General features: G+C 52.0%; 21 protein-coding genes and 1 tRNA gene. 19 read left to right on the top strand and 3 right to left on the bottom strand.

Translation table 11 applies throughout. The features are described from left to right. Positions 1 to 7 precede the first annotated feature (7 nt). Complete coding sequence (gene gldB, locus ACKWCC_RS14230; RefSeq protein WP_462042965.1) at positions 8 to 964, top strand: gliding motility lipoprotein GldB; 957 nt, start codon at positions 8 to 10, stop codon at positions 962 to 964. Continuing rightward, positions 965 to 1,303 (top strand): gliding motility protein GldC, encoded by a 339-nt coding sequence (gene gldC / locus ACKWCC_RS14225; protein ID WP_413996617.1) that lies wholly within the window; start codon positions 965 to 967, stop codon positions 1,301 to 1,303. Positions 1,304 to 1,431: 128 nt separating this feature from the next. On the opposite strand, the gene ACKWCC_RS14220 is transcribed toward gldC, so the two are convergent. Next, complete coding sequence (locus ACKWCC_RS14220) at positions 1,432 to 3,060, bottom strand: alkaline phosphatase D family protein (RefSeq protein ID WP_413996616.1); 1,629 nt, start codon at positions 3,058 to 3,060, stop codon at positions 1,432 to 1,434. Between the two features lie 46 nt (positions 3,061 to 3,106). On the opposite strand from ACKWCC_RS14220, the gene ACKWCC_RS14215 reads away from it, so the two are divergent. Then, on the top strand, positions 3,107 to 3,496 hold the full coding sequence (locus tag ACKWCC_RS14215; protein WP_413996615.1) for a GTPase: 390 nt from the start codon (positions 3,107 to 3,109) through the stop codon (positions 3,494 to 3,496). A 238-nt stretch (positions 3,497 to 3,734) separates the two neighbouring features. Here the strand turns inward: ACKWCC_RS14215 and yihA are convergent, their stop codons facing one another. Next, positions 3,735 to 4,352, bottom strand: a complete 618-nt coding sequence (yihA, locus tag ACKWCC_RS14210) for a ribosome biogenesis GTP-binding protein YihA/YsxC (protein ID WP_413996614.1) — start codon at positions 4,350 to 4,352, stop codon at positions 3,735 to 3,737. Positions 4,353 to 4,358: 6 nt separating this feature from the next. Further along, on the bottom strand, positions 4,359 to 5,123 hold the full coding sequence (locus tag ACKWCC_RS14205) for an alpha/beta fold hydrolase (protein ID WP_413996613.1): 765 nt from the start codon (positions 5,121 to 5,123) through the stop codon (positions 4,359 to 4,361). A gap of 220 nt (positions 5,124 to 5,343) precedes the next feature. Between ACKWCC_RS14205 and ACKWCC_RS14200 the strand changes: the two genes are divergently transcribed. The 16 genes from ACKWCC_RS14200 to ACKWCC_RS14125 all read left to right on the top strand — a co-directional run bounded on the left by ACKWCC_RS14200 (position 5,344) and on the right by ACKWCC_RS14125 (position 22,317). After that, a complete protein-coding gene (locus tag ACKWCC_RS14200; RefSeq protein ID WP_413996612.1) occupies positions 5,344 to 5,844 on the top strand; it encodes a division/cell wall cluster transcriptional repressor MraZ in 501 nt (166 codons plus the stop codon). Then, complete coding sequence (gene rsmH / locus ACKWCC_RS14195; RefSeq protein WP_413996611.1) at positions 5,822 to 6,757, top strand: 16S rRNA (cytosine(1402)-N(4))-methyltransferase RsmH; 936 nt, start codon at positions 5,822 to 5,824, stop codon at positions 6,755 to 6,757. The genes ACKWCC_RS14200 and rsmH overlap by 23 nt, the downstream gene beginning before the upstream one ends. Positions 6,758 to 6,772: 15 nt before the next feature. Further along, on the top strand, positions 6,773 to 7,102 hold the full coding sequence (locus ACKWCC_RS14190) for an FtsL-like putative cell division protein (protein ID WP_413996671.1): 330 nt from the start codon (positions 6,773 to 6,775) through the stop codon (positions 7,100 to 7,102). Between the two features lies 1 nt (position 7,103). After that, positions 7,104 to 9,110, top strand: a complete 2,007-nt coding sequence (locus ACKWCC_RS14185; protein WP_413996610.1) for a penicillin-binding protein — start codon at positions 7,104 to 7,106, stop codon at positions 9,108 to 9,110. Further along, positions 9,107 to 10,570, top strand: a complete 1,464-nt coding sequence (locus ACKWCC_RS14180) for a UDP-N-acetylmuramoyl-L-alanyl-D-glutamate--2,6-diaminopimelate ligase (RefSeq protein ID WP_413996609.1) — start codon at positions 9,107 to 9,109, stop codon at positions 10,568 to 10,570. The genes ACKWCC_RS14185 and ACKWCC_RS14180 overlap by 4 nt, the downstream gene beginning before the upstream one ends. 21 nt (positions 10,571 to 10,591) lie before the next feature. Further along, positions 10,592 to 11,812, top strand: coding sequence for a phospho-N-acetylmuramoyl-pentapeptide-transferase (gene mraY / locus ACKWCC_RS14175; protein ID WP_413996608.1), 1,221 nt, complete (start codon positions 10,592 to 10,594; stop codon positions 11,810 to 11,812). Position 11,813: 1 nt separating this feature from the next. Further along, positions 11,814 to 13,148, top strand: coding sequence for a UDP-N-acetylmuramoyl-L-alanine--D-glutamate ligase (gene murD / locus ACKWCC_RS14170; RefSeq protein ID WP_413996607.1), 1,335 nt, complete (start codon positions 11,814 to 11,816; stop codon positions 13,146 to 13,148). Beyond that, positions 13,148 to 14,353: an FtsW/RodA/SpoVE family cell cycle protein gene (locus tag ACKWCC_RS14165; RefSeq protein ID WP_413996606.1), complete on the top strand. Its 1,206-nt coding sequence runs from the start codon at positions 13,148 to 13,150 to the stop codon at positions 14,351 to 14,353. Before murD ends, ACKWCC_RS14165 begins: the two co-directional genes overlap by 1 nt. After that, positions 14,340 to 15,431: an undecaprenyldiphospho-muramoylpentapeptide beta-N-acetylglucosaminyltransferase gene (murG, locus tag ACKWCC_RS14160; RefSeq protein ID WP_413996605.1), complete on the top strand. Its 1,092-nt coding sequence runs from the start codon at positions 14,340 to 14,342 to the stop codon at positions 15,429 to 15,431. The genes ACKWCC_RS14165 and murG overlap by 14 nt, the downstream gene beginning before the upstream one ends. Continuing rightward, a complete protein-coding gene (gene murC / locus ACKWCC_RS14155; protein WP_413996604.1) occupies positions 15,432 to 16,784 on the top strand; it encodes a UDP-N-acetylmuramate--L-alanine ligase in 1,353 nt (450 codons plus the stop codon). Then, on the top strand, positions 16,774 to 17,493 hold the full coding sequence (locus ACKWCC_RS14150) for a cell division protein FtsQ/DivIB (protein WP_413996603.1): 720 nt from the start codon (positions 16,774 to 16,776) through the stop codon (positions 17,491 to 17,493). Before murC ends, ACKWCC_RS14150 begins: the two co-directional genes overlap by 11 nt. A 4-nt stretch (positions 17,494 to 17,497) precedes the next feature. After that, positions 17,498 to 18,832 (top strand): cell division protein FtsA, encoded by a 1,335-nt coding sequence (gene ftsA / locus ACKWCC_RS14145; protein WP_413996602.1) that lies wholly within the window; start codon positions 17,498 to 17,500, stop codon positions 18,830 to 18,832. A 45-nt stretch (positions 18,833 to 18,877) separates the two neighbouring features. Then, positions 18,878 to 20,779, top strand: coding sequence for a cell division protein FtsZ (gene ftsZ, locus ACKWCC_RS14140; RefSeq protein WP_413996601.1), 1,902 nt, complete (start codon positions 18,878 to 18,880; stop codon positions 20,777 to 20,779). A gap of 90 nt (positions 20,780 to 20,869) precedes the next feature. Next, positions 20,870 to 21,313 (top strand): GatB/YqeY domain-containing protein, encoded by a 444-nt coding sequence (locus tag ACKWCC_RS14135; protein ID WP_413996600.1) that lies wholly within the window; start codon positions 20,870 to 20,872, stop codon positions 21,311 to 21,313. A gap of 60 nt (positions 21,314 to 21,373) precedes the next feature. Beyond that, positions 21,374 to 21,447 (top strand) — tRNA-Arg (locus ACKWCC_RS14130). A gap of 402 nt (positions 21,448 to 21,849) precedes the next feature. Further along, positions 21,850 to 22,317 (top strand): hypothetical protein, encoded by a 468-nt coding sequence (locus ACKWCC_RS14125; RefSeq protein ID WP_413996599.1) that lies wholly within the window; start codon positions 21,850 to 21,852, stop codon positions 22,315 to 22,317. Positions 22,318 to 22,568 lie beyond the last annotated feature (251 nt).

Raw genomic sequence — 22,568 nt, 5'->3', positions numbered from 1 at the left:
TCTTCCCCTGCCCAAGGCCATTTTTGCATTATTCTTGGTTTTTGCGCTGCTTTTTGCCTGTGACGGTAGGGACAAGGTGGCCGCTGAAATTGCCAAATTGCCCTTGGAACTGGAATTGAAGCGCTTTGATCGTGAATTTGCCAATGCGGGCGCCGAGGGACTGCCCCAGTTGCGCAAGGCCTATCCTTATCTCTTTCCGGCACCGGACAGCGTCTGGACCGCCAAGATGCAAGATTCCCTGCAAAGGGAACTTTTCCAGGAAGTGGGCAACGTTTTCAGTGCCTTTGAGGAAGAAGAGGTGCAGCTGACCCAATTTTTTAAGCACGCCAAGTACTATTTTCCAACCCGGCCCACGCCCAAGGTCATTACGGTAACGAATGACGTGGATTACCAAAACCGCATTATTCTGGCCGATACCCTATTGTTCATTGGGCTGGACAATTACCTGGGGCCAGAACATAAGTACTATGGTGGTTTTCAGCGTTATATTGCCAAAATGTTGGACCGCCGGTTCTTGGTGAGCGATGTGGCCAGTGCCTATGTGCAGCCCTTGGTGCCCAGGCCCAGGGACCGCACCTTTTTGGCGCGTATGGTTTATTTTGGAAAGCAGCTCTACCTTAAGGACCTGTTGATGCCCCAGGCAGATGACGCCGTTAAAATGGGCTATACCCAAGAGGAAATGGACTGGGCCTTGGCCAACGAGGAACCCATTTGGCGCAATTTTATGGAGCAGGAGCACCTTTACAGCACCGATCTAAAGCTGGACCAACGCTTTTTGGACGTGGCCCCCTTCTCCAAGTTTGGCTTGGAGCTGGATATTGAATCGCCGGGCAAACTGGGCCGTTTCATTGGTTGGCAGATCGTCAGGGCCTTTATGGAAAACAATGGGGTGGAGTTGGAGCAGATGATGGCCATGCCCGCCGAGGAACTCTTTAAAAAATCGAACTACAAACCACGAAACTGAATGGCAACGCTACACACCTCCAAAATTACCCTCACCGTGGGGCTCGATGAAAATCGTGTCCCCGAAAAACTGAACTGGTCTGCCGAAGATGGGGGCGTAAACAACGAGGAAGCCAAGGCCATGCTGCTCTCCGTATGGGACAGTAAAAACCAGGAATCGCTCAAAATAGACCTATGGACCAAGGACATGCCAGTAGATGAGATGAAAACGTTTTTCCACCAGACCCTGGTGGCCATGACGGACACTTTTATGAAGGCCACACAGGATGAAAAGATGACGGCCACCATGAAGGACTTCTGCGCTTATTTTGCAGAGAAAATGGAGTTGCGAAAAAAGTAGGGAGCGCTCCCTTTTGGCGGTCTGCGAACGATCGGTGGCCCAACCCGTTGGCCATACCCTTACCACTCATTTTTTTGGTGGAGCCCGCCAAATGGCTCCCAAGGCCGGCGTTTCATTGGTACACGGCCCTATTCGTGGGGCACCACAATGGGCCAACCTTCAAACTGTGACGCATTGGCTTGGGTCACATCCGCTTCCCTGGGCCAGCACTCAAACGTGGTTTCCCTGGTCTCCGTGTTAAACTTGATCAGTCCGTACCCTGCCCCATAAGAGTCGCTCTCCGGATTGGCGTAGGCCATGATGCTTATTTTATTCCCAAAACCGTCCACATAGTCGCCCGTCCAGGGAAGGCTTGTGGCCGTGTTGGGGTTTGCTCCCGGCAGTTCTTCCTCTGGCCACCACCATCTGCTGTAATAATCGTTCACTATGGCCGGCACCACAAAAGCCCAGGGGCCGTCCCGGAATTCCTCTATTCCGTGCCGAATTACCGTGGCCAGGTGCTGGTCTCCCGCAACATGCACCGCATTGGCTTTCTTAATGAGTGCCAGGGCCTTGTTTCTGCCGGTCTGCGGCCAGCCATTGCTGTCCAGGTCTGCGTGCAGGCGGTTGTCTGGCCTACCGTGTATGTGGGCCCCGCCACAGAAGCCGGTCTGGCTCAGCACTACTTTTAGGTGGGTGGGGTTGTCCTGCCCCCAATCTTCCAAAAAATCAAGTTGCCGTTTTCCCAAAAGGGTCAGCCCGGGGAGGTCTATGGAACTGGGCTCGTACTCCGGATCGCGTATGTGGTCCGGTCTGGGGCCTTGTTGCGGAATCTTTCCTTCCGGCCCGGACTTGAACTTCCGATCTTCCAAAATGGCAAAATCCACCCCACCAAGGAGCAAATTGGTGTAGTACACGCCAATGCCGCGATCCACTGGGGTGGCATCATAGGGGTCTGGCAAATGGGCGGTTTGGCAACGTTCCACCATATTTACATATTCCGGGTGGTAGGTGTAGCCACCGTCCGGCCCTCCCTTGCTCACGGATTTTTTGCCCCCTTCGCCCCAAAGGTTGCCCTGGCCTATGTCATGATCGTCCGGAATGGTGATGCAGGGCCGGTGCCTAAAGGTTTCCCGAAACTGTTTTCCAAATTTTAGCCAGGCGGCGGTATGTTCGGAATGATCGTAAGACTGGTCCCCCGAAAAAAAGATGATGTCCGGGTCCTGGTGGTTGATGTTGCGCACATAGTTGTTGCGCATGCCCCTGTCCTTGTTGCTGTTGCACGATAGCGCCGCCATGGAAATGACCGCTTTGTCCTTGGGGTCTTTTCTTATGGTTCCCGTGTAGGTGGCATTCTTGCCGTGTCGCAAACGGTACGGCCAGTCCCGGGAGCTGTCCCAGTTGGTCATTTTAAAGGTGGCGGACCACCCCAGGTCGTTAATGCGCTCCGTGGCCATTCGTTGCCAGGCCCGGTCTTTGTAAATTTCCAAATGCACTTCTCGATCTTCATCCGGGTAAAGGGGGTAGGCCTGGGCGCTGAGCTTTAAAATGTCGTTGGAAAGGGTGTAGATGCCAAAGGCAAGAACGCTGTCCCGATCAACCTTTAGGTCAATGATCGGGTTGGGTGCCCGGTTCCACCAGTCGTTGGTGGCCAGTGTGTCCAGGTGTTCAAAAGGGGGGCGTACCAAGGGCATCTGGTCTTTTTTGGGTTGCTTGGTGTTGCACTGGGTCAGGAGCAGGGCGGCCACTAGGGGCCACATAAGGAGTTTTGGATGCATGATCGGGCTTTATTGCACCTTAAATGTATTACTTTTATCATAAAAGATGGCCGTGAAGCACACCCTGATCTTTGTTTACAATGCCGAGAGCGGAGCCAAGAACGGTCTGTTGGATGCCGCCCACAAAATACTTAGGCCAAGTACCTATGCGTGCCAGCTGTGCTCGTTGACCCACGGCCCCTTTTTTGAGAGATCCAAATGGAAGCGATTCAGAAAAAAACTGATGGCTTCGGGTTACGCCCTGGATTTTGTGTACAAGGACGATTTTCTTAAGTACCATCGCTCCAAATTTGGCCATAAATTCACTTTCCCCATTGTGCTGCTGGACAATGCGGGCAGTATGGAAGTCGTGGTGAACACATCGGACCTGAATGCCATGCAGACCGCCGAAGCCCTTATGGCCTCTTTGGAAAAGACCTTGGCTTTGGACGCCTAATGTTCATGGCCCAATCGATATGGTGGTCTTTGGGAATGAGGGGGCAACCTCCAACCAAATCAAGGCGTTTCCATTCAGGTATGGTCATCGCCATCATGATCGGGCGGAAGCCGGCCCAGCGATCGATATTGCGGGGATCTGTGGCCGCAGTGGAAATTTTAAGGCATTGTTGGGGTCTATTGGGGCGTGATGAAGTTAATGCTTGTTCGTGCCAAAAGGCAGTGCCTCAGGGTTGGTTCTAGGTGGTGGAGGCATTAAAAAAAGAGGTGTTGATGCCGTCTATGTACCCCAAAAGCGTTTCCCTTCCGGTTTTTTGCGATGATGAGGTAATGAAATGGGGCGGGGCCTCTTCCCATGCTTCTTCCAGCAAGGTGTCCAGGTAGCCGGCCACCTGTTCCTCGATCACCTTGGGCTTCAGTTTATCGGCCTTGGTGAACACGATGGCAAAGGGCACGTTGTTTTCCCCCAGCCATTGCATAAAGTCCAGGTCTATTTTTTGGGGGCGGTGCCGTATATCCACCAAAACAAAGGAGCACAGCAACTGCTCCCGTTGCAGGAAATAATGGCGGATGTATTTCTGAAAGGTGTTCTTGTCCCGCTTGGAGACCTTGGCATACCCATAGCCCGGCAAATCTACCAGAAACCAATTTCCGTTGATCTTAAAATGATTTATGAGCTGCGTCTTTCCCGGCCTCCCGGAAGTCTTGGCCAAGCTCTTTCGTCCCGTGAGCATGTTGATCAGCGAGGATTTTCCCACGTTGGACCGGCCGATGAAGGCATACTCCGGAAGGGGCTCATTGGGGCATTTGGAGACCTCCGTATTGCTCATCACAAAATCGGCCGACGTGATTTTCATGGCGCTCTAGAATTTCCTTTGCTGCAGCCAGGCGTCCAGTATCTGGTTGAACTGTTCTGGGTGCTCCATCATCGGGGCATGGCCGCACTTCTCTATCCAATAGAGTTCCGAGTCTGGCAGAAGGTCATGGAACTCCTCGGCCACATTGGGCGGTGTCACGGCATCTTCCTTTCCCCAAATGATGCAGGTGGGTGTTTTCATCTTGGGCAGGTCCTTGCTCATGTTGTGCCGAATGGCGCTTTTGGCAATGGCCAGTGTCTTTACCAGCTTAATGCGATCGTTTACCGTGGCAAAGACCTCGTCCACAATTTCCTTGGTGGCCACCTTGGGGTCGTAGAAAACGTCTTGGGCCTTTTTTTTGATGAACTCATAATCGCCCCGTTTGGGATAGCCATCCCCCATGGCGCTCTCGTAGAGGCCAGAGCTTCCGGTGATCACCAGGGCCTTGACCAGTTCCGGGTAGAGCTTGGTGTGCAGTAGGCCAATGTGCCCGCCCAAAGAGTTGCCCAAGAGAATTACCTGGTCCAGATTCTTGTATTTGATGAATTGCTCCAGGTACTTCGCAAAATTCTTCACGGTGGTCTTGAGCATGGGCATGTCATAAAGGGGCAGTTCGGGGATGAGCACCTTGTAGCCCTTTTTTGGAAAATATTCCGTGACCCCTTGAAAATTGCTCAAACCGCCCATAAGGCCATGCAATATAATAATGGGGGTTCCGTCACCTTTTTCAATATACCTGAATTTTCCGTCCTTGATAACTTCGTCTTGCATTCAGAATGGCACTGGTTATTGCGCAAATATAGGCATTTCAATGTTAGGGAAAGGGAAACTTTTGGCCCTCGGGGAGGGTGCTTTTGGGGTTTCCGCCAAAACAAATGGGCTTCAAAAAAGTGGTTTTGAACCAAAATTGACCCAAAATTAGGGTCAAAAATCCATAATTTATCAACAATGTGGGATTTTGTGGTAAAAAGTGGGAAAGAAATGAATATATTTGGTACCTATAATCAACCAAGGGGATTTGGACATTTTTTTCTTTGAGGTTTTCTATTGCAAGGCAGACGCCAAGGGCAGGGTGTTGTTGCCCGTGGCCCTGCGCGACCAGATGGACCCCATTTTAAAAAATGGTTTTTACATCAAAAAATCCTATTACGAAGATTGTTTGGAGCTGTATCCGGCCCATGAATGGGAGCGGGTCATGCGGGAGCTCAATCAGAAAAGCAGGTTTGATGAGAAGAACCTGAATTTCATAAGAATGTACACCTCGGGCCTACGGCGTGTGGAGGTGGACGGGTCCGGTCGCCTGCTCATCCCCAAGGACTTGGTGTCCATGGCCGGCATTTCCAAGGAGGTCACCATTGCCCCCTTGGGCAAGAGCCTGGAGATCTGGGACCGGGAGAAATATACGGAGAAAGTCTCCGCATCAAAGAAGGAGAAGCGAAAATTGGCCAAAAGGGTAATGAATCTGGACAATGGCAAAGGCAGTGTATCATGATCCGGTGTTGTTGCACGAAGCTGTCAATGGGCTCAATGTCCGGGAAGACGGCACCTATGTGGATGTAACTTTTGGCGGTGGCGGGCATTCCCGTGAGATTTTGAACAGGCTGGGCCCCGGTGGCCGTCTGTACGCCTTTGACCAGGATGAGGACGCAAGGGCAAATGTTCTGGACGACCCCCGTTTTGTTCTCATTGAAGAGAACTTTAGGTACATCGGTCAGTTTTTGAGGTTCTATGGCATAAAGAAGGTAGATGGTATTTTGGCCGATTTTGGGGTCTCTTCCCACCAGTTCGATCAGGCACACCGTGGTTTTTCCACACGGTTTGAAGCGGAGCTGGACATGAGGATGAGCCGGCGAAACACCTTGTCCGCAAACACCGTGCTCAACACCTACAGTGAGGAAGACCTAAGAAGGGTGCTTTTTGATTTTGGGGAACTGCGAAACGCGGGTGCCATGGCCAGGGCCATTGTTTCACAGCGGGAGCTAAGGCCCTTGTCCACCACGGAAGACGTCAAGGCCGCCTTGGCAACATTTCTTCCGGCGCACAAACGGCACAAGATCTTGGCCCAGGTGTACCAAGCCATTAGGATAGAGGTGAACCAAGAGGTGCAGGTGATCAAGGAGTTTTTGGAGCAGGTGCCCGGCTTGCTATCGGTGGGCGGTCGCTTAAGCGCCATAAGCTATCACTCTTTGGAGGATCGCTTGGTAAAAAATTTTATACGTTCCGGCAAGTTCCAAGGGGAGCCAGAGAAGGATTTTTACGGCAACAAGCTGGTGCCCTTGGGAAAAGTGGGCGCCCTGATCGTTCCCACCAAGGAGGAGGTGGCCAGGAACAATAGGGCCAGGAGCGCAAAGCTGCGCCTGGCGGAGAAACTGGGAACAAAAAAGAAACAAGGGCCAACAATTTAAATGGTTGTAATGAAGATGACAGCACGTTTCATGGATTTGTTAAGGGGAGAGTTCTTGGTGAGCGGGGACGCCGCGCCCAAGAACTGGCTCTTCATCATTTTTATGTCCGTTCTGGCCACCATCATGATCTCCAGTGCCCACAGTGCCGAAAAGAAGGTGCACAAGATCGCGGCCTTGAGCGAGGAGGTACGTGAACTGAGGAACGAGTTTGTGGATGTGCGCTCTGATGTGCAGCAGTTAAAGTTGGAATCGACGATTACGGGGGCGCTTGCCGAGAAAGGCCTGGAGCCCTCCAGTGCGCCCCCAAAGAAGATCATAGTAACCCATATAACCCCGAACCGCTAGTATGCCAACCACCGAAAAAAGCATTATGAACAGATTGTACCTTGTGGCCGGCGCACTGGGGCTGTTTGGTCTTGCGGTGGTGCTAAAGCTTGTTTCCATTCAGGTGGTGGAGGGCGATACTTATATTGAGCTGGCCAAAGCGAGTACCACCGAGATGAAGACCATTGACCCCAACCGTGGAAACCTGTACGCGGACGATGGCAGTCTCTTGGCCACCTCCGTGAGCAGATATACCGTTCGTTTTGATGCAATGACCGTCTCCCAGAAGGATTTTAGCGAAGGGGTGCAGCCTTTGGCGGTGGAACTGGGCAAACTGCTGGGCAAGCCGTCCGGGCATTATGCCCAATTGCTCAGAAAGGCCAGGGCCAACAAGAACCGCTATGCCCTGGTGGCCCGCAATCTGGATTACTCGGAGTACATGGCCGTAAAGTCCTTTCCGCTTTTCAATAAAGGTAGTTTCAAGGGAGGGCTCATTGTGGAGCAGCAGACCAAAAGGGAGCACCCCCTGGGAAAAATTGCGGAGCGCAGCGTGGGCTATGAGCGCGAGGACGAAAACGGTTACCGCACCCGGGTGGGCATGGAAGGCGCCTTTGGAGACTACTTGCGCGGGGTGGCCGGCAAGCGAATGAAACAAAAAATAGCCAAGGGACAGTGGAAGCCTATAGGGATGAACAACATGGTGGAGCCAAAGGATGGCTATGATGTCTATTCCACCATAAACATCAACATACAGGACATTGCCCACCACGCCTTGTTGCGGCAGTTGGAAAAATATAAGGCCGATCACGGCACCGTCATTGTCATGGAGACCAAGACCGGTGAGGTCAAGGCCATTTCCAATCTGGGCCGTACCAAGGGAGGGAAGTACTATGAGCGCTTAAACTACGCCATAGGAGAGTCCCATGAGCCTGGATCCACCTTTAAGTTGATGAACATGGTGGCCCTATTGGAAGACAAGGTCATTGATACCAACACCGTTGTGGACACGGAAAAGGGCCGCTGGAAGATCTACCGGCATACGGTAAGGGACGCCAAAAGGGGCGGATTTGGGAAGATATCCATGGGCCGGGCCTTTGAGGTGTCTTCCAATACGGCATTTGCCAAAGTGGTGAACGAGGCTTATAAAGACCGCCCGGAAAAGTATGTGAACCGGCTAATGGCCATGGGCCTGCACAAGGAACTGGGGTTGCCCATAAAGGGCGAGGGGGTTCCCGTGCTGCGCTACCCAGGGGACGAGGGCTGGTCCGGACTTTCCTTGGCCCAGATGGCCTATGGGTACGAGGTGGCCATGACGCCCTTGCAGCAGTTGGCTTTTTACAATGCCATAGCCAATGATGGCGAGTTGGTGCGGCCAAGGCTCATAAAGGAAGTGAAGGAATGGGACCGTACCATTAAGAAGTTCAACAAAGATGTCCTTAACCCGGCCATTTGCAGTAAGGAAACCGCCAAAAAAGTACAGCAATTGCTTAAAAACGTGGTGGAAAAAGAAGAGGGTACAGGGCACAGGTTGTACTCTGCCCATTTTTCCATGGCTGGCAAAACGGGCACCGCACAAAAGTTTTACGTGGAAAAAGACCCGGACAAACTACAGTACATCTCCACCTTTGCGGGCTACTTTCCCGCAGATGACCCAAAATACTCCTGTATCGTGGTGATCCATGAACCGGACAGGGGTCTTGGCTACTACGGGGCCGATGTGTCTGGCCCCGTCTTTAAATCCGTGGCCCAAAAGGTGTACGCCACATCGCCCCTTACGGATGAGGTGGATGTAAGGGAGGTCATGGCGGCCAAGTTGAACCAGGCTTATGGCACCTACTACGAAGAGGCCTCGAAAGCTTACGCAAGCGTGCCCAACGTACGTGGAATGAGCGGTATGGATGCCGTGGCCATCCTCGAAAATTTGGGGCTTAAGGTAGAAGTGAAGGGCAACGGCAAGGTAAAGGCACAATCCGTGGTGCAGGGCACCGACCTGGAGCAGGTGGAAAAAATTGTTTTGGAACTCTCATGAAGCTATTGAAGGACATATTGTTCGGAGTGGGCCTAAGGGCCGTGAGCGGCAGTACCCACCTGCCCGTGGCGCAAGTGTGCTTTGACAGTAGGGAGATTGGCCAAGACGCCGTGTTCGTGGCCATCAAGGGCACCCTGGCCAACGGGCACGACCATATTGCCAATGCGCTGGCTTCCGGGGCCATTGCGGTTGTCTGCGAGGACATGCCGGAACATCTGGAAGACCAGGTTACCTACGTGCAAGTGGACCGTGGGCAGAGCGCCCTGGCCATCATGGCGTCCAATTTTTATGACAGCCCCTCAAAGAACTTGAAATTGGTGGGGGTCACGGGAACCAACGGAAAGACCACGGTGAGCAGTTTGCTCTACCAACTCTTCAAAAAAGCCGGATACAAAGTAGGGCTGCTCAGCACCATTAAGATCATGGTCGGGGACAAGGCCTACCCTGCAACGCACACCACGCCGGACGCCATCACCATAAACAAGCACCTGAAGCTCATGAACGAGGCAGGGGTGGAGTTCTGCTTTATGGAGGCCAGTTCGCACGGCATACACCAAAGAAGAACGGAGGGACTCACCTTTGCCGGGGCCATTTTCACCAACCTGTCCCATGATCATCTGGACTACCACAAGACCTTTGCCGACTACAGGGATGCCAAAAAAATGTTGTTCGATCAACTGCCAAAGCAAGCTTTTGCCCTAACGAACATAGATGACAAGAACGGTTTGGTGATGGTCCAGAACACCAAGGCCAGAAAGTTCACCTATGCCTTAAAGAACTATGCCGATTACAGGGCCCAGATCTTGGAAGGCCAATTTGATGGGCAGTTGCTCAAGGTGAACGAGAATGAACTATGGACCAAGCTCATAGGCCATTTTAACGCCTACAATGTCCTGGCCATCTACGCCACGGCCCACCTTCTGGGACTGGAAACCCTGGAAACGCTGAGGTTGTTGAGCGAACTGGAGACGGTGGACGGAAGGTTTCAATATTATGTCTCCAAGGACAACATTACGGCTATTGTTGATTATGCCCATACGCCGGATGCTTTAAAGAATGTGCTCGATACCATCGGCACATTGAGAACTGGAAATGAAAACGTCATCACCGTTGTGGGGTGTGGTGGCGACAGAGACAGCTCAAAGCGTCCGGTAATGGGCAAAATCGCAGCCGAGATGAGCAGTAAGGTCATCTTTACATCGGACAATCCCAGAACGGAATCGCCCTCCAAGATCATTGAGGAGATCAACGCCGGCGTGGGGCCGCAGGACCAAAGAAAGGTGCTGGCCATAGAGAACCGCCTGCAGGCCATAAGGACGGCTTGCCAAATGGCGGCCCCCAATGATATTATCCTGGTGGCCGGGAAGGGCCATGAGACCTACCAGGAAACCAATGGGGTGCGCGAGGACTTTGACGATTATAAAATAGTAACGGAACAGTTACGGCAGCTGGAAAAATAAAAACGGCCACGGGCCCTTGTCATGTTAACCTATTTTTTCGACTTTTTGGAAAGTGAATATCAGTTCCCGGGGGCTTCGCTCTTTGGGTTCCTGACCTTTCGCGCCGCGATGGCCGTGCTGCTCTCCCTTTTGCTGGCCACCGTATATGGCAAGAGGATCATTGTGCTCTTGCGCCGCAAGCAGATCGGGGAAACCGTGCGGGACCTTGGCCTGGACGGGCAAAAGGAGAAGGCGGGCACGCCCACCATGGGCGGCCTCATCATCATTATGTCCACGTTGATCCCCGTGCTGCTCTTTGCGGACATTACCAATATTTACATCATTTTGCTGATCGTCACCATCCTTTGGATGGGCGCCATTGGCTTCATCGACGACTACATCAAAATCTTCAAAAAGAACAAAAAAGGGCTGCACGGCAAGTTCAAGGTCTTGGGGCAAGTGGTGCTAGGGCTCATTGTGGGGGCCACCCTTTATTTTCACCCAGAGGTGACCATGCGCGATCATGACACCACGGCCATCAACGCCAATTATGAGGTGGTGAACGTTAAGGGAAAGGACGTTAAATCCACGGTGACCACCGTGCCTTTCTTTAAGAACAATGAACTGGACTATACCAGCCTGATTGACTGGATGGGGGAAGGTGCCGGCCAGTACGCCTGGTTGCTCTTTATTCCCGTGGTGATCCTCATTGTTACGGCAGTGTCCAACGGAGCCAACCTTACCGATGGGATAGACGGTCTGGCGGCCGGCACATCGGCGATTATTGTGCTCACTTTGGGCATTTTTGCCTGGGTCTCGGGGAACATTATTTTTTCGGACTACCTGGACATCATGTTCATTCCCCGTGCCGGCGAGCTCCTGGTCTTCATTACCGCCTTTGTCGGGGCCCTCATAGGGTTTTTGTGGTACAACGCCTTTCCGGCCCAGGTTTTTATGGGAGATACCGGCAGCCTTACCATTGGTGGGGTCATTGCCGTCATTGCCATCATTGTTAGAAAAGAACTGCTGTTGGTCATATTGTGCGGGATCTTCCTGGCAGAATCCCTCTCGGTCATGCTGCAGGTGGGGTACTTTAAGTACACCAAAAAACGCACCGGCGTGGGGCAACGCATCTTTTTGATGGCCCCGTTGCACCACCACTACCAGAAAAAGGGATACCATGAGAGCAAGATCGTGACACGGTTTTGGATCATTGGCATTCTGCTGGCCATTATCACCATTGTGACCCTAAAAGTGAGATAGGATGCAGAGGTTGGTGGTCTTGGGGGCGGGAGAAAGTGGCGTGGGAACGGCACTGTTGGCCAAAAAGAAAGGATATGCCGTCTTTGTTTCCGATCTGGGAGAGGTGGCGCAGAAATACCGGGACGTTCTTGAAGAAAATGAAATTGAGTGGGAAGGTGGCCAACATACCGGTTCGCGGATCATGCAGGCCGATCTGGTGATGAAGAGCCCCGGGATCCCGGATACGGTGCCCCTGGTGCGGGCACTCAGGGAGAAAGGTGTTCCCGTGATCTCCGAGATCGAGTTCGCGGCACGCCACACCAAGGCAACCCTTATTGCCATAACGGGAAGCAATGGCAAGACCACCACCACCATGCTTACCCACCATATCCTGAAAACGGCCGGGCTCAATGTGGGGATGGCGGGAAACATTGGCGATAGTTTTGCCAAAATGGTGAGCGAGGAAGAGCACGATTACTACGTACTGGAGGTAAGCAGTTTCCAGTTGGATGGCATCGTGGACTTTAAGCCCCACATAGGGGTGATCACCAATATTACGCCCGATCATTTAGATCGGTACGAACATAAGTTCGAGAACTATGTGGCTTCAAAATTTAGAATGACCATGAACCAGGACCATACGGATTATCTGATCTATGATGGAGATGACCTGGTGCTGGAAAAGGGATTTGAAAAGCATGGGACGGTAGCAAGGAGATTGCCTTTCTCCTTACGCTCGGTTTTGGAACAAGGGGCCTTTTTAAAGGAAGGGGAAATACATATTAACACAGAAATGGACACGATTAAAATGACAGCAGACAACTTGGCGCTGGAAGGCCAGCACAATCTTAAGAACACCATGGCCGCCGCCACCATAGCAAAGTTGGTGGGTATCCGTAAACAGACCATTAGGGAATGTGTTACCACCTTCCAAGGGGCGCCGCACCGTTTGGAGCAGGTGCTCAAGATACACCACGTGAAATATGTGAACGACTCCAAGGCCACCAACGTGAATGCCACCTACTATGCCTTGGAGAGCGTAAAGAGCCCCATTGTCTGGATCGTTGGCGGGGTGGACAAGGGCAATGACTACAAGCAGCTCATGCCCTTGGTACGGGAAAAGGTCAAGGCCATTATCTGTTTGGGCCTGGACAATGCCAGCATCAAGGACACCTTTGGCAATGTGGTGGACCTTTTGGTGGAGACCTTTGCCATGGAGGAAGCCGTCAAGGTGGCCTACAAAATTGCGGAACGCGGAGATACGGTGCTCTTGTCTCCCGCCTGCGCCAGTTTTGATCTGTTCAAAAACTATGAAGATCGGGGAGACCAATTTAAAAACTGCATAAAGAATCTGTAGTGCAAGCATTTTTTAAAAATATCAGGGGAGACAAAGCCATTTGGGCCATAGCGGCCCTATTGGCCATTTTTTCCTTTCTTCCGGTGTACAGCGCCAGCAGCAACTTGGTCTATGTGGTGGGCAACGGCACCACCGTGGGCCATTTAATGAAGCACGCCCTGTTGCTGTTCCTGGGATTTGGCATCATGTACGGCATGCACAACGTGCCCACCCACTATTTCAACGGCCTGAGCAAGATTGCCCTTCCCGTGGTGATGTTGTTGCTCATTTTTGTTTTGGCACAAGGAGGTTCCGAAGGGGGCACCAATGCCAGTAGATGGATCAGGATCCCCTTTGTGGGATTTGGTTTTCAGCCATCCAATTTGGCCTCGGTGGTGCTCTTGGCCTATGTGGCCGGTTACCTTTCCCATATCAGGGACAAGACCGTGACCTTTGCCAAAAGTTTCTTGCCCTTGTGGGTTCCCGTCTTTATGGTGGTGTTTCTCATTTTGCCCGCCAATTTTTCCACGGCGGCCATCTTGTTCACCATGGTCATGATGATCTGCTTTTTAGGGGGCTATCCCTTTAAGTACCTGTTGGCCATTGTGGGTGCGGGGATACTGTTTTTGACCATGTTCGTTGTCACGGCAAAGGCCTTTCCCGATCTCTTCCCCAACAGGGTAGATACCTGGATGAGCCGTATAGACAGCTTCAACAATCCGGACGATAAGGAAGCCAACTACCAGATAGAAAAGGCCAAGATCGCCATTGCCACCGGGGGTGTCTTTGGCAAGGGTGCCGGGAAGAGCGTTCAGAAGAATTTGTTGCCCCAGAGCTCATCGGACTTTATATACGCCATTATTGTGGAGGAATACGGTCTGGTTGGCGGTGTGGCCGTAATGTTTTTTTACATGCTGTTCCTGTTTCGGGTGGTGGTGGTGGCCAACGGTTGCCATACCGTGTTCAGCAAATTGCTGGTGCTGGGGGTGGGCTTGCCCATTGTGTTCCAGGCTCTGGTGAACATGGCCGTGGCGGTGGAGATGTTCCCGGTAACCGGCCAAAACCTTCCGCTGTTGAGCAGTGGGGGCACCTCTAGCTGGATGACCTGTTTGGCCATTGGCATCATTTTGAGCGCCAGTAACAAACGCAACCAAAAACAGATGGACGAAAGCCCCACGGAAGGGGACAGCAATAACCCTTTGGCCGTTCTCAGTGGGCAGCTATAGGTTCATATTGTCCGGAGGCGGTACGGGCGGCCATATCTATCCGGCCTTGGCCATAGCCAATGAGCTAAAACGGCGCCACCCCGATGCCAAGTTCCTTTTTGTGGGGGCCAAGGACAGAATGGAAATGGAAAAGGTGCCGCAGGCCGGCTACGAGATAAAAGGATTGTGGATCAGAGGGTTGCAAAGGAAACTGACCCTTAAAAACATGATGTTTCCCATAAAATTGATGCATAGTTTGTACAACGCAGGTCGCATATTGTCCCGTTTTAAGCCCCACCTGGTGGTGGGCACCGGAGGGTTTGCAAGCGGTCCCCTTCTGTACAGGGCGTCTGCCAAGGGGTTGCCCTGTGTGCTTCAAGAGCAGAATTCGTTCGCAGGCATAACCAATAAGTTGCTCAAGGACAAGGTGAAGAAGATCTTTGTGGCCTATGATGGTATGGAACGTTTTTTTCCGGCGGACAAACTTGTAAAAACCGGCAACCCGGTCAGGGCAGACCTTTTGGACCTGAACATGGATCAGGGCCCGGCCCAAGAATTTTTTGGCCTGGAACCCGGTAAGACCACCCTCTTGGTGTTGGGCGGTAGCCTGGGTGCCAAGAGCGTGAACGAGCTGGTGGCCCAAAAGTTGGGATATTTTGATCGGAAGGGACTGCAATTGCTCTGGCAGTGCGGGAAGGGATACATATCCCAATATGCGGACAAGGAATCCAAGACGGTAAAAGTGCACGCTTTTCTAAACAGGATGGATATGGCCTATGCCGCGGCAGACCTCATTGTTTCCAGGGCCGGTGCGGGTGCGGTCTCCGAATTGTGTTTGGTGGGCAAACCGGTGGTTTTTATACCATCGCCCTGGGTGGCAGAGGACCACCAGACCAAGAATGCCGAGGCCATGGTGGCGCACAACGCGGCGGTGATGATCAAGGAATCCCAACTGCAAGCTGATTTTGAGAAGGAGCTTGGCCATCTGTTGGTCTCAAAAGAGCGGCGGGAAGAACTCTCAAGGAACTGTAGGGCCCAGGCGCTGCCCCGTGCAACGGCCCATATTTGTGATGAGATAGAAAAGATACTGACAGCTTAAATGGACATGGACAACATACATAGGGTGTATTTCATAGGCATTGGGGGCATTGGCATGTCTGCCCTGGCCCGGTACTTTGTCTTTATGGGGAAAGCCGTGGCCGGTTATGACAGGACCCCATCTGCCTTGACCCGATCGCTGTCGGAAAGTGGCATGCAGATCCATTATCAGGACGATATCACTACCGTGCCGCACCCATTTTTGGAGCAGGGGACCACTTTGGTGGTATATACGCCCGCCGTGCCATCAACGCACGGGGAGTACCAATATTTTTTGGAAAATGGTTTCGATGTTAAAAAACGGTCCGAAGTGTTGGGCATCATCACCCAACAACCCTTCTGTTTGGCCGTAGCGGGCACCCACGGCAAGACCACCACCTCTGCCATTCTGGCCCATTTGCTCTTGGAGGCCGGTGCGCCGCTCATAGCTTTTTTAGGCGGGATTTCGGAGGATTTCAACAGCAATTTTATCCTCAAGGGCAATGAGGTGGCGGTAGTGGAGGCCGATGAGTACGATAGGAGCTTTTTAAAATTGCACCCCAATGTGGCCTGTATCACCTCGGTTGATGCGGACCATCTGGATATTTATGGAGATGAGGAGCAACTGAACCAGACCTTTGGCGCCTTTGCGGCAAAATTGGACGCCGGGGGCACCCTGTACGTGAGGAACGGGCTTCCCTTTAAGGGCCTTACCTACGGTCTGGAAGACGATGCCGATTTCCGTGCCGAGCAGATCAAGGTTAGGGACGGCGCCTATGTGTTTGACCTGGTCACGCCAAAGAAGGTGCTACGGGACGTGGTTTTTAAAAAGCCCGGCAGGCACAACCTGCTCAACGCGGTGGTGGCTTTTGCCATGGCCTTGGAGGTGACCCAAGACCACGGGGCACTCGCAGCGGCGCTGCAATCCTTCAAAGGGGTACAGCGCAGGTTCAGCTATTGCCTGAACAGTCCCGATCTGGTGTTCATAGATGATTATGCCCACCATCCCGCGGAAATAGCCGCGGTGCACCAGGCCATTTCAGAAATGCATCCCGGCAAGGGAACGTTGGCCGTTTTTCAGCCACACCTGTTTTCCCGTACCCGTGATCTTGCCGATGATTTTGCCGCGAGCCTCTCCCTTTTCGATGCCGTGCTCCTGTTGGAGATTTATCCCGCCCGGGAAGCACCCATTGAGGGCGTAGATTCGGCCTGGCTCCTGGACAAGATCAAGGTGGCCGACAAGAAAAAGGTGACCAAGGAGGGGCTGCTTTCGGAAGTAGCGAACAGGGCGCCCCAGGTGTTGGTTACCATGGGGGCCGGAGACATAGGGCAGGAGGCCCAGAAACTAAAACAAGAATTGGCGTATGCAAACTAGTTGGAACATCTTGAGGGTGCTGGGGCTGTTGTTGTTGCTGGGGGGGCTTTTTGCCTTCTCGAACCATAGGAACGCCCTGCGTCCCACGGCCAAAACGATCATAGAGTTCAAAGGCAGTGACAACCTCTACATTACCGAGGATGCCGTTAATAAAATGTTGATACAAACTTTTGGGGAGCCAAAAAACAACCCCAAAGAAAATTTAGATTTGAATGCGATGGAAAAAGTCCTTGAGGCCAATGAAATGGTAAAGGATGCAGAGGTTTTTTTGACCTTGGAGGGCCTGCTCGTTGCCCAAATAGAGCAGCGAACGCCCTTGGGACGGGTAGCGGGTGAAACCAATTTCTACCTGGACGAAGAGGGAAAACGGATGCCGCTTTCCAAAAGCCATAGTGCCCGGGTGCCCATCATAACCGGGAAAATCACCGGCAAGGCCCTGGAAGATGTGTACACCATCATAGAACTGGTGAACACGGACGAGTTTTATAGAAAAAATGTCATAGGCATACACATTGTAGAGGAAAACGACTATCAATTGAAATTTAGGCTGAACGATTTTGTGGTGCATCTTGGCGATGTGGGCAATCTGGAACAGAAATTCAGCAATTTCAAGGCTTTTTATGCAAAGGCCGGACGGGACAACACCCTGGACCAATTTGCATCGGTAAGTTTGGAATTCAATAATCAAGTGGTGTGCACTAAAATATAGAACAATGGAAAATGTAAAGTATTCGGTAGGGTTGGATATTGGTACCACCAAGATCGTGGCCATGATCGGCAAAGAAAATGACTATGGCAAAATAGAGGTATTGGGCATGGGCATGGCCAAAAGTCTCGGGGTGCACAGGGGGGTGGTGAACAACATTACCCAAACCATTAAATCCATTCAACAGGCCGTTCAGGAGGCCGAACTCAACTCGGGACTTAAAATAGGTTCCGTGGTGGTGGGCATTGCGGGCCAGCACATAAGGAGCTTACAGCACAGTGACTACATTACCCGACCCGATTCGGAGGAGGTGATCAACGATCAAGACCTGGATAACCTCTGCAACCAGGTGTACAAGCTCATCATGCTTCCCGGTGAGGAAATAATACACGTGCTGCCCCAAGAGTACAAGGTGGACGGCCAGGCAGAGATCAAGGAGCCCAAAGGCATGTACGGCGGTAGGCTGGAGGCCAATTTCCACGTGGTGGTGGGTCAAGTGTCTTCCATAAGAAACGTGGGCAGGTGCATCAAGAGCGCCGGTCTTGAGTTGGGTAACATTACCCTGGAGCCCCTTGCATCGGCCAATGCCGTTCTGAGCCAAGAGGAGAAAGAGGCCGGTGTGGCCCTGATAGACATAGGGGGCGGTACCACCGATCTGGCCATCTTCAAGGATGGCATTATCCGCCATACGGCCGTTATACCCTTTGGTGGTGGCATCATTACGGAAGACATCAAGGAGGGCTGCTCCATTATAGAGAAGCAGGCAGAACGGTTAAAGACCGAGTTTGGATCGGCTTGGCCCGGAGAGAACAAAGACAACGAAATTGTGTCCATTAGGGGGCTTCGGGGAAGGGAACCCAAGGAAATATCCCTAAAGAACCTTTCCAAGATCATCCACGCCAGAGTGGTGGAGATCGTGGAGCAAGTGTACATGGAGATCAAGAACTACGGGCACGAGGAACAGAAAAAGAAATTGATCGCCGGTATTGTCCTCACCGGAGGGGGCAGTCAATTGAAACACCTGAAGCAACTGGTGGAATACATTACGGGAATGGATACCCGTATTGGCTACCCCAATGAGCACCTGGCGGGCGACTCTGACCAGAAAGTGGCCAGCCCGCTCTACGCCACGGCCGTGGGCCTTCTCATGAACGCCATTGAAACCGAGAAAAAGAACATGGGCAAGAAGGCCGCGGACAACTCGGGAGCCCAAAAGACCGATCAAACCGAAGAACAACGGGAGGCACAGCGGGCCAAAAGGGAGGAGACCATGGGGAAAAGGCAGACCGTCTTTGACAAATGGGCAGACAGGCTCAAGGAATTTTTGGACAATGCCGAATAAACGTAAGAACAACAACGCACACAGTAACCAGTAATAAAAACAAACATGAGCAAGAACAGCGATTTTGACAGTATCTCATTTGACCTTCCCAAAAACCAAAGCAACGTCATAAAGGTAGTTGGCGTGGGTGGCGGTGGCAGCAATGCCATAAACCATATGTTCCAGGCGGGCATCAATGGGGTGGACTTTGTGGTCTGCAACACGGATGCACAGGCATTGGACAACAGTCCCGTGCCCAACAAAATACAACTGGGCGTTTCGTTGACGGAAGGATTGGGGGCTGGTGCCAATCCCGAAGTGGGCGAACAGGCCGCCATGGAGAGCATGGAAGATTTGAAGAGCATGCTGGGTACGTCCACCAAAATGGTTTTCATCACCGCGGGAATGGGCGGGGGTACCGGTACAGGTGCCGCTCCCGTCATTGCCAAGCAGGCCAAGGAACTGGATGTGCTCACCGTGGGGATCGTGACCATGCCCTTTCAATTCGAGGGCAAGATGCGATGTGATCAGGCCCAAAGAGGTATTGAAAAATTGCGAAAGAACGTGGATTCGCTCATTGTCATCAACAACAATAAGCTCAGGGAGGTCTATGGCAATTTGGGCTTCAAGGCGGGCTTCTCAAAGGCAGATGAGGTCTTGGCCACGGCTGCCAGGGGCATAGCGGAGGTCATAACCCACCACTATACCCAGAACATTGACCTTAGGGATGCCAAGACCGTGCTCAGCAACAGTGGCACGGCCATCATGGGTTCGGCCATCGCCTCTGGATCGGCCAGGGCAAACGAGGCCATCATGAAGGCCTTGGATTCGCCCTTGCTCAATGACAATAAAATTACCGGTGCCAAGAACGTGCTCTTGTTGATCGTCTCCGGGGCACAGGAAATCACCATTGACGAGATCGGCGAGATCAATGACCACATACAAATAGAGGCGGGCCACGGGGCCAACATCATCATGGGGGTTGGCGAAGATGAAAGTCTGGGAGAGGCCATTGCCGTGACGGTCATTGCCACTGGCTTTAATGTGGAACAGCAGGATGATATTGTGAACACGGAGAGCAAAAAAATAATCCATACCCTGGAAGAGGGCCAACGGGAAGCCCAACAGCTCATGGGCAGCCCTGCCAAGGTGCACACCCTGGAAATGGAAGAAGAAGAGGAGGAGTCCGGGGCAAAATATGAGTTTTTGGACGATGGCAACTTTGAGCTGATCCCCACTACAAACTACATCAAAAATTTCAATGTGTTCTATGAGGAGGTCATTGCAGAAGAGACCAGTGAGGATGACTTTGTCATCATAGACAACACAAACGCCATAAGCAATTTGGATGTGGTGGATGCCGTAGAGGTCAAACCTACGGGAAAGGACCAGATCACCTTGCAGTTTGAAGCCGCCAACCCGTCCGATCAAAACAAGGAACGGGACAACGTGATCACTTTTGACCTGGATGATGAGGTCAAGGACCTGGAGGTTGAGGGGAGTATTGAGGTGACCCCCGTTTTGGAATACAACAAGCAAGGGAGAACACAGCACAGTCTGGACGATTATATGCAATTGGAGCAACAGCTCACTGGGGCAACATCCAAGGCAGAGAAATTTGAGCCCAAGATCGTGGACGATGAGTTGGTGTTCGAGACCAAGAAGGTAACGGAGACCCAGACCAATCCCTCCCAGGAAATCGATCCCATGGAGACCCCGATCGAGGAGTTGTTGAGACAACGGGTAGATGAACGCAAACGTAAGCTCAAGGATTTCAACTATAAGTTCAAGAACAATCTATCCAATTTGGACGAGCGGGAAAAAGAGCCTGCATACAAGCGCAAGGGGATCGATCTGCAACAGCGGGCCCCAGAGGGTAAGATATCCAGGACATCGCTGAGCGAGGACAGCAATAGTGACAAGCAGTTGCGGTCCAACAACTCCTTCCTGCATGACAACGTGGACTGATTCCTTTGTGATGTTTTAAAAAGTTTAAACCTGAAAACCACTGTGGTTTTCAGGTTTATTTTTTATCTTCGCCTCCCAAAATGAACAGGTATGCCCTTGCAAGATGAGGTAACGGAACAGATGAAACTGGCCATGAAGGCAAAGGACAGTGTTGCCCTGGAATCCTTGCGGGCCATTAAATCCGCCCTGTTGCTGGCCAAGACCAGTGGCGAGGGCGAGCTCAGTGAAGAAGGGGAAGTGCAGTTGGTGCAAAAGTTGGTGAAACAGCGCAAGGACAGTGCCGCCATCTTTTCGCAGCAGGGCAGGGAAGATCTGGCCGCTCCCGAGTTGGCGCAGGTGAAGGTATTGGAGCGGTTTTTACCGGAGCAGCTGGGGGAAGATGCCATAAAAAAAGTGGTGGTGGATACCATTGGGGAAGTTGGCGCCTCTGGAATGAAGGACATGGGCAAGGTCATGGGCATTGTTTCAAAAAAATTGGCGGGCCGTGCAGACGGGAAGACCATTGCCGCCATTGTCAAGACAAGTCTAGGGTAATGCCAGTGCGGTCAATGGATCGGATGGTTCCTGGAAAGAACGGTGTATAGGAAATAGTACGGCCGCGTGGCGCAACTGAATAGCGCATCAGATTTCGGCTCTGAGGGTTGGGGGTTTGAATCCCTCCGCGGTCACTACAAGCAGAGAACCACGTCTTTTTTTTTTTGACGTGGTTCTTTGTTTTTGGAGAAATTAAAGGATAGCTTCAAAGTTTCAGAAAAAGTAATGAATTAGGGCGATAGCCCTTCAGTCGCGTTGTCTGGCTCCGCGCTACAAAGGCCAATCGTTCCTTTTTTCGTTCGGCCCTATTTGCAAATCGGAGCTCATTTGGAATATGCAATCCCTCCACGGTCAATAAAGGGGATTTTTCACAAACTGAGTGGAAAGTCCCGTTTTTTGTTTTATCCAAAGTTGCTTGGGACATTCAGAAGTTAATCAACCTATTCATTGTCAGATTAATAAACCGGATCCTAGATAAAACAGAATTCCAAAAATGACGCTTTAGCTCAGAAAACAGGTTTTTTATCTAAAAGGATATGTTCAAGATAAGAAGAAGCCGCGATTTCCAGCACGTTTTGCTTTCTTCCCCCCAGGAGGAGCAGTTCAACAAACTCCACGACCGTTTCCTCTGCTCTGGGCTCGGCAAGATTTACCGGGCCGTCCCCTGGGACGAGATGGCTTGGGCCTTGGGCCTTGCGGAGGCCGAGATGGGGCCAAGACCGATTTTTTCTCCCAGGTGTAAGGTCGCCGGGATGTTTTTGATGCACTACGTCGGCTGCTCGGACAGGAAGCTCGTCGAGGGCCTCAACGGCAAACCGGATCGGCACTTCTTCCAAAGCATATACCTGGGGGCCGAAAGGCTGGTGAACCACAAGATCGGGAGCGTGGTCCGCTGCGAGCTCGAGGCGAAACTGGACATGGGCACGGTGCAGAAGGCCCTCTACGGAAACTGGTCGGCCTACATTGACGGGAGGCCCGCCACCGATATGGACGCCACCTGCTAGGAGAGCCATATGCGCTACCCGACCAATTTTAAGCTCTTATGGGAATGCGCCGACTGGATGCACGGGCTGCTCAAAGAGGTTTGCAGGTAGAAGGATGTGGTCACGCAACGCAGTAGGTACCTAAAATGGGGCTTGCTGATTTTCTATCAACGGGAAGGTAAGATATTAACAATCAGCATTTTATTTTTGAACAATCGACGAATTCCGTTGTACAAGTGCACGGGTTTCCGTAACTTAGGGTAACATACCCG

Origin of the sequence: Maribacter aquimarinus (assembly GCF_047345505.1) — a bacterium.
In the GTDB taxonomy this organism is placed as follows: domain Bacteria; phylum Bacteroidota; class Bacteroidia; order Flavobacteriales; family Flavobacteriaceae; genus Maribacter.
The sequence above is the reverse complement of the archived record's forward strand: the minus strand, read 5'-3'. Positions and strand labels throughout refer to the sequence as shown.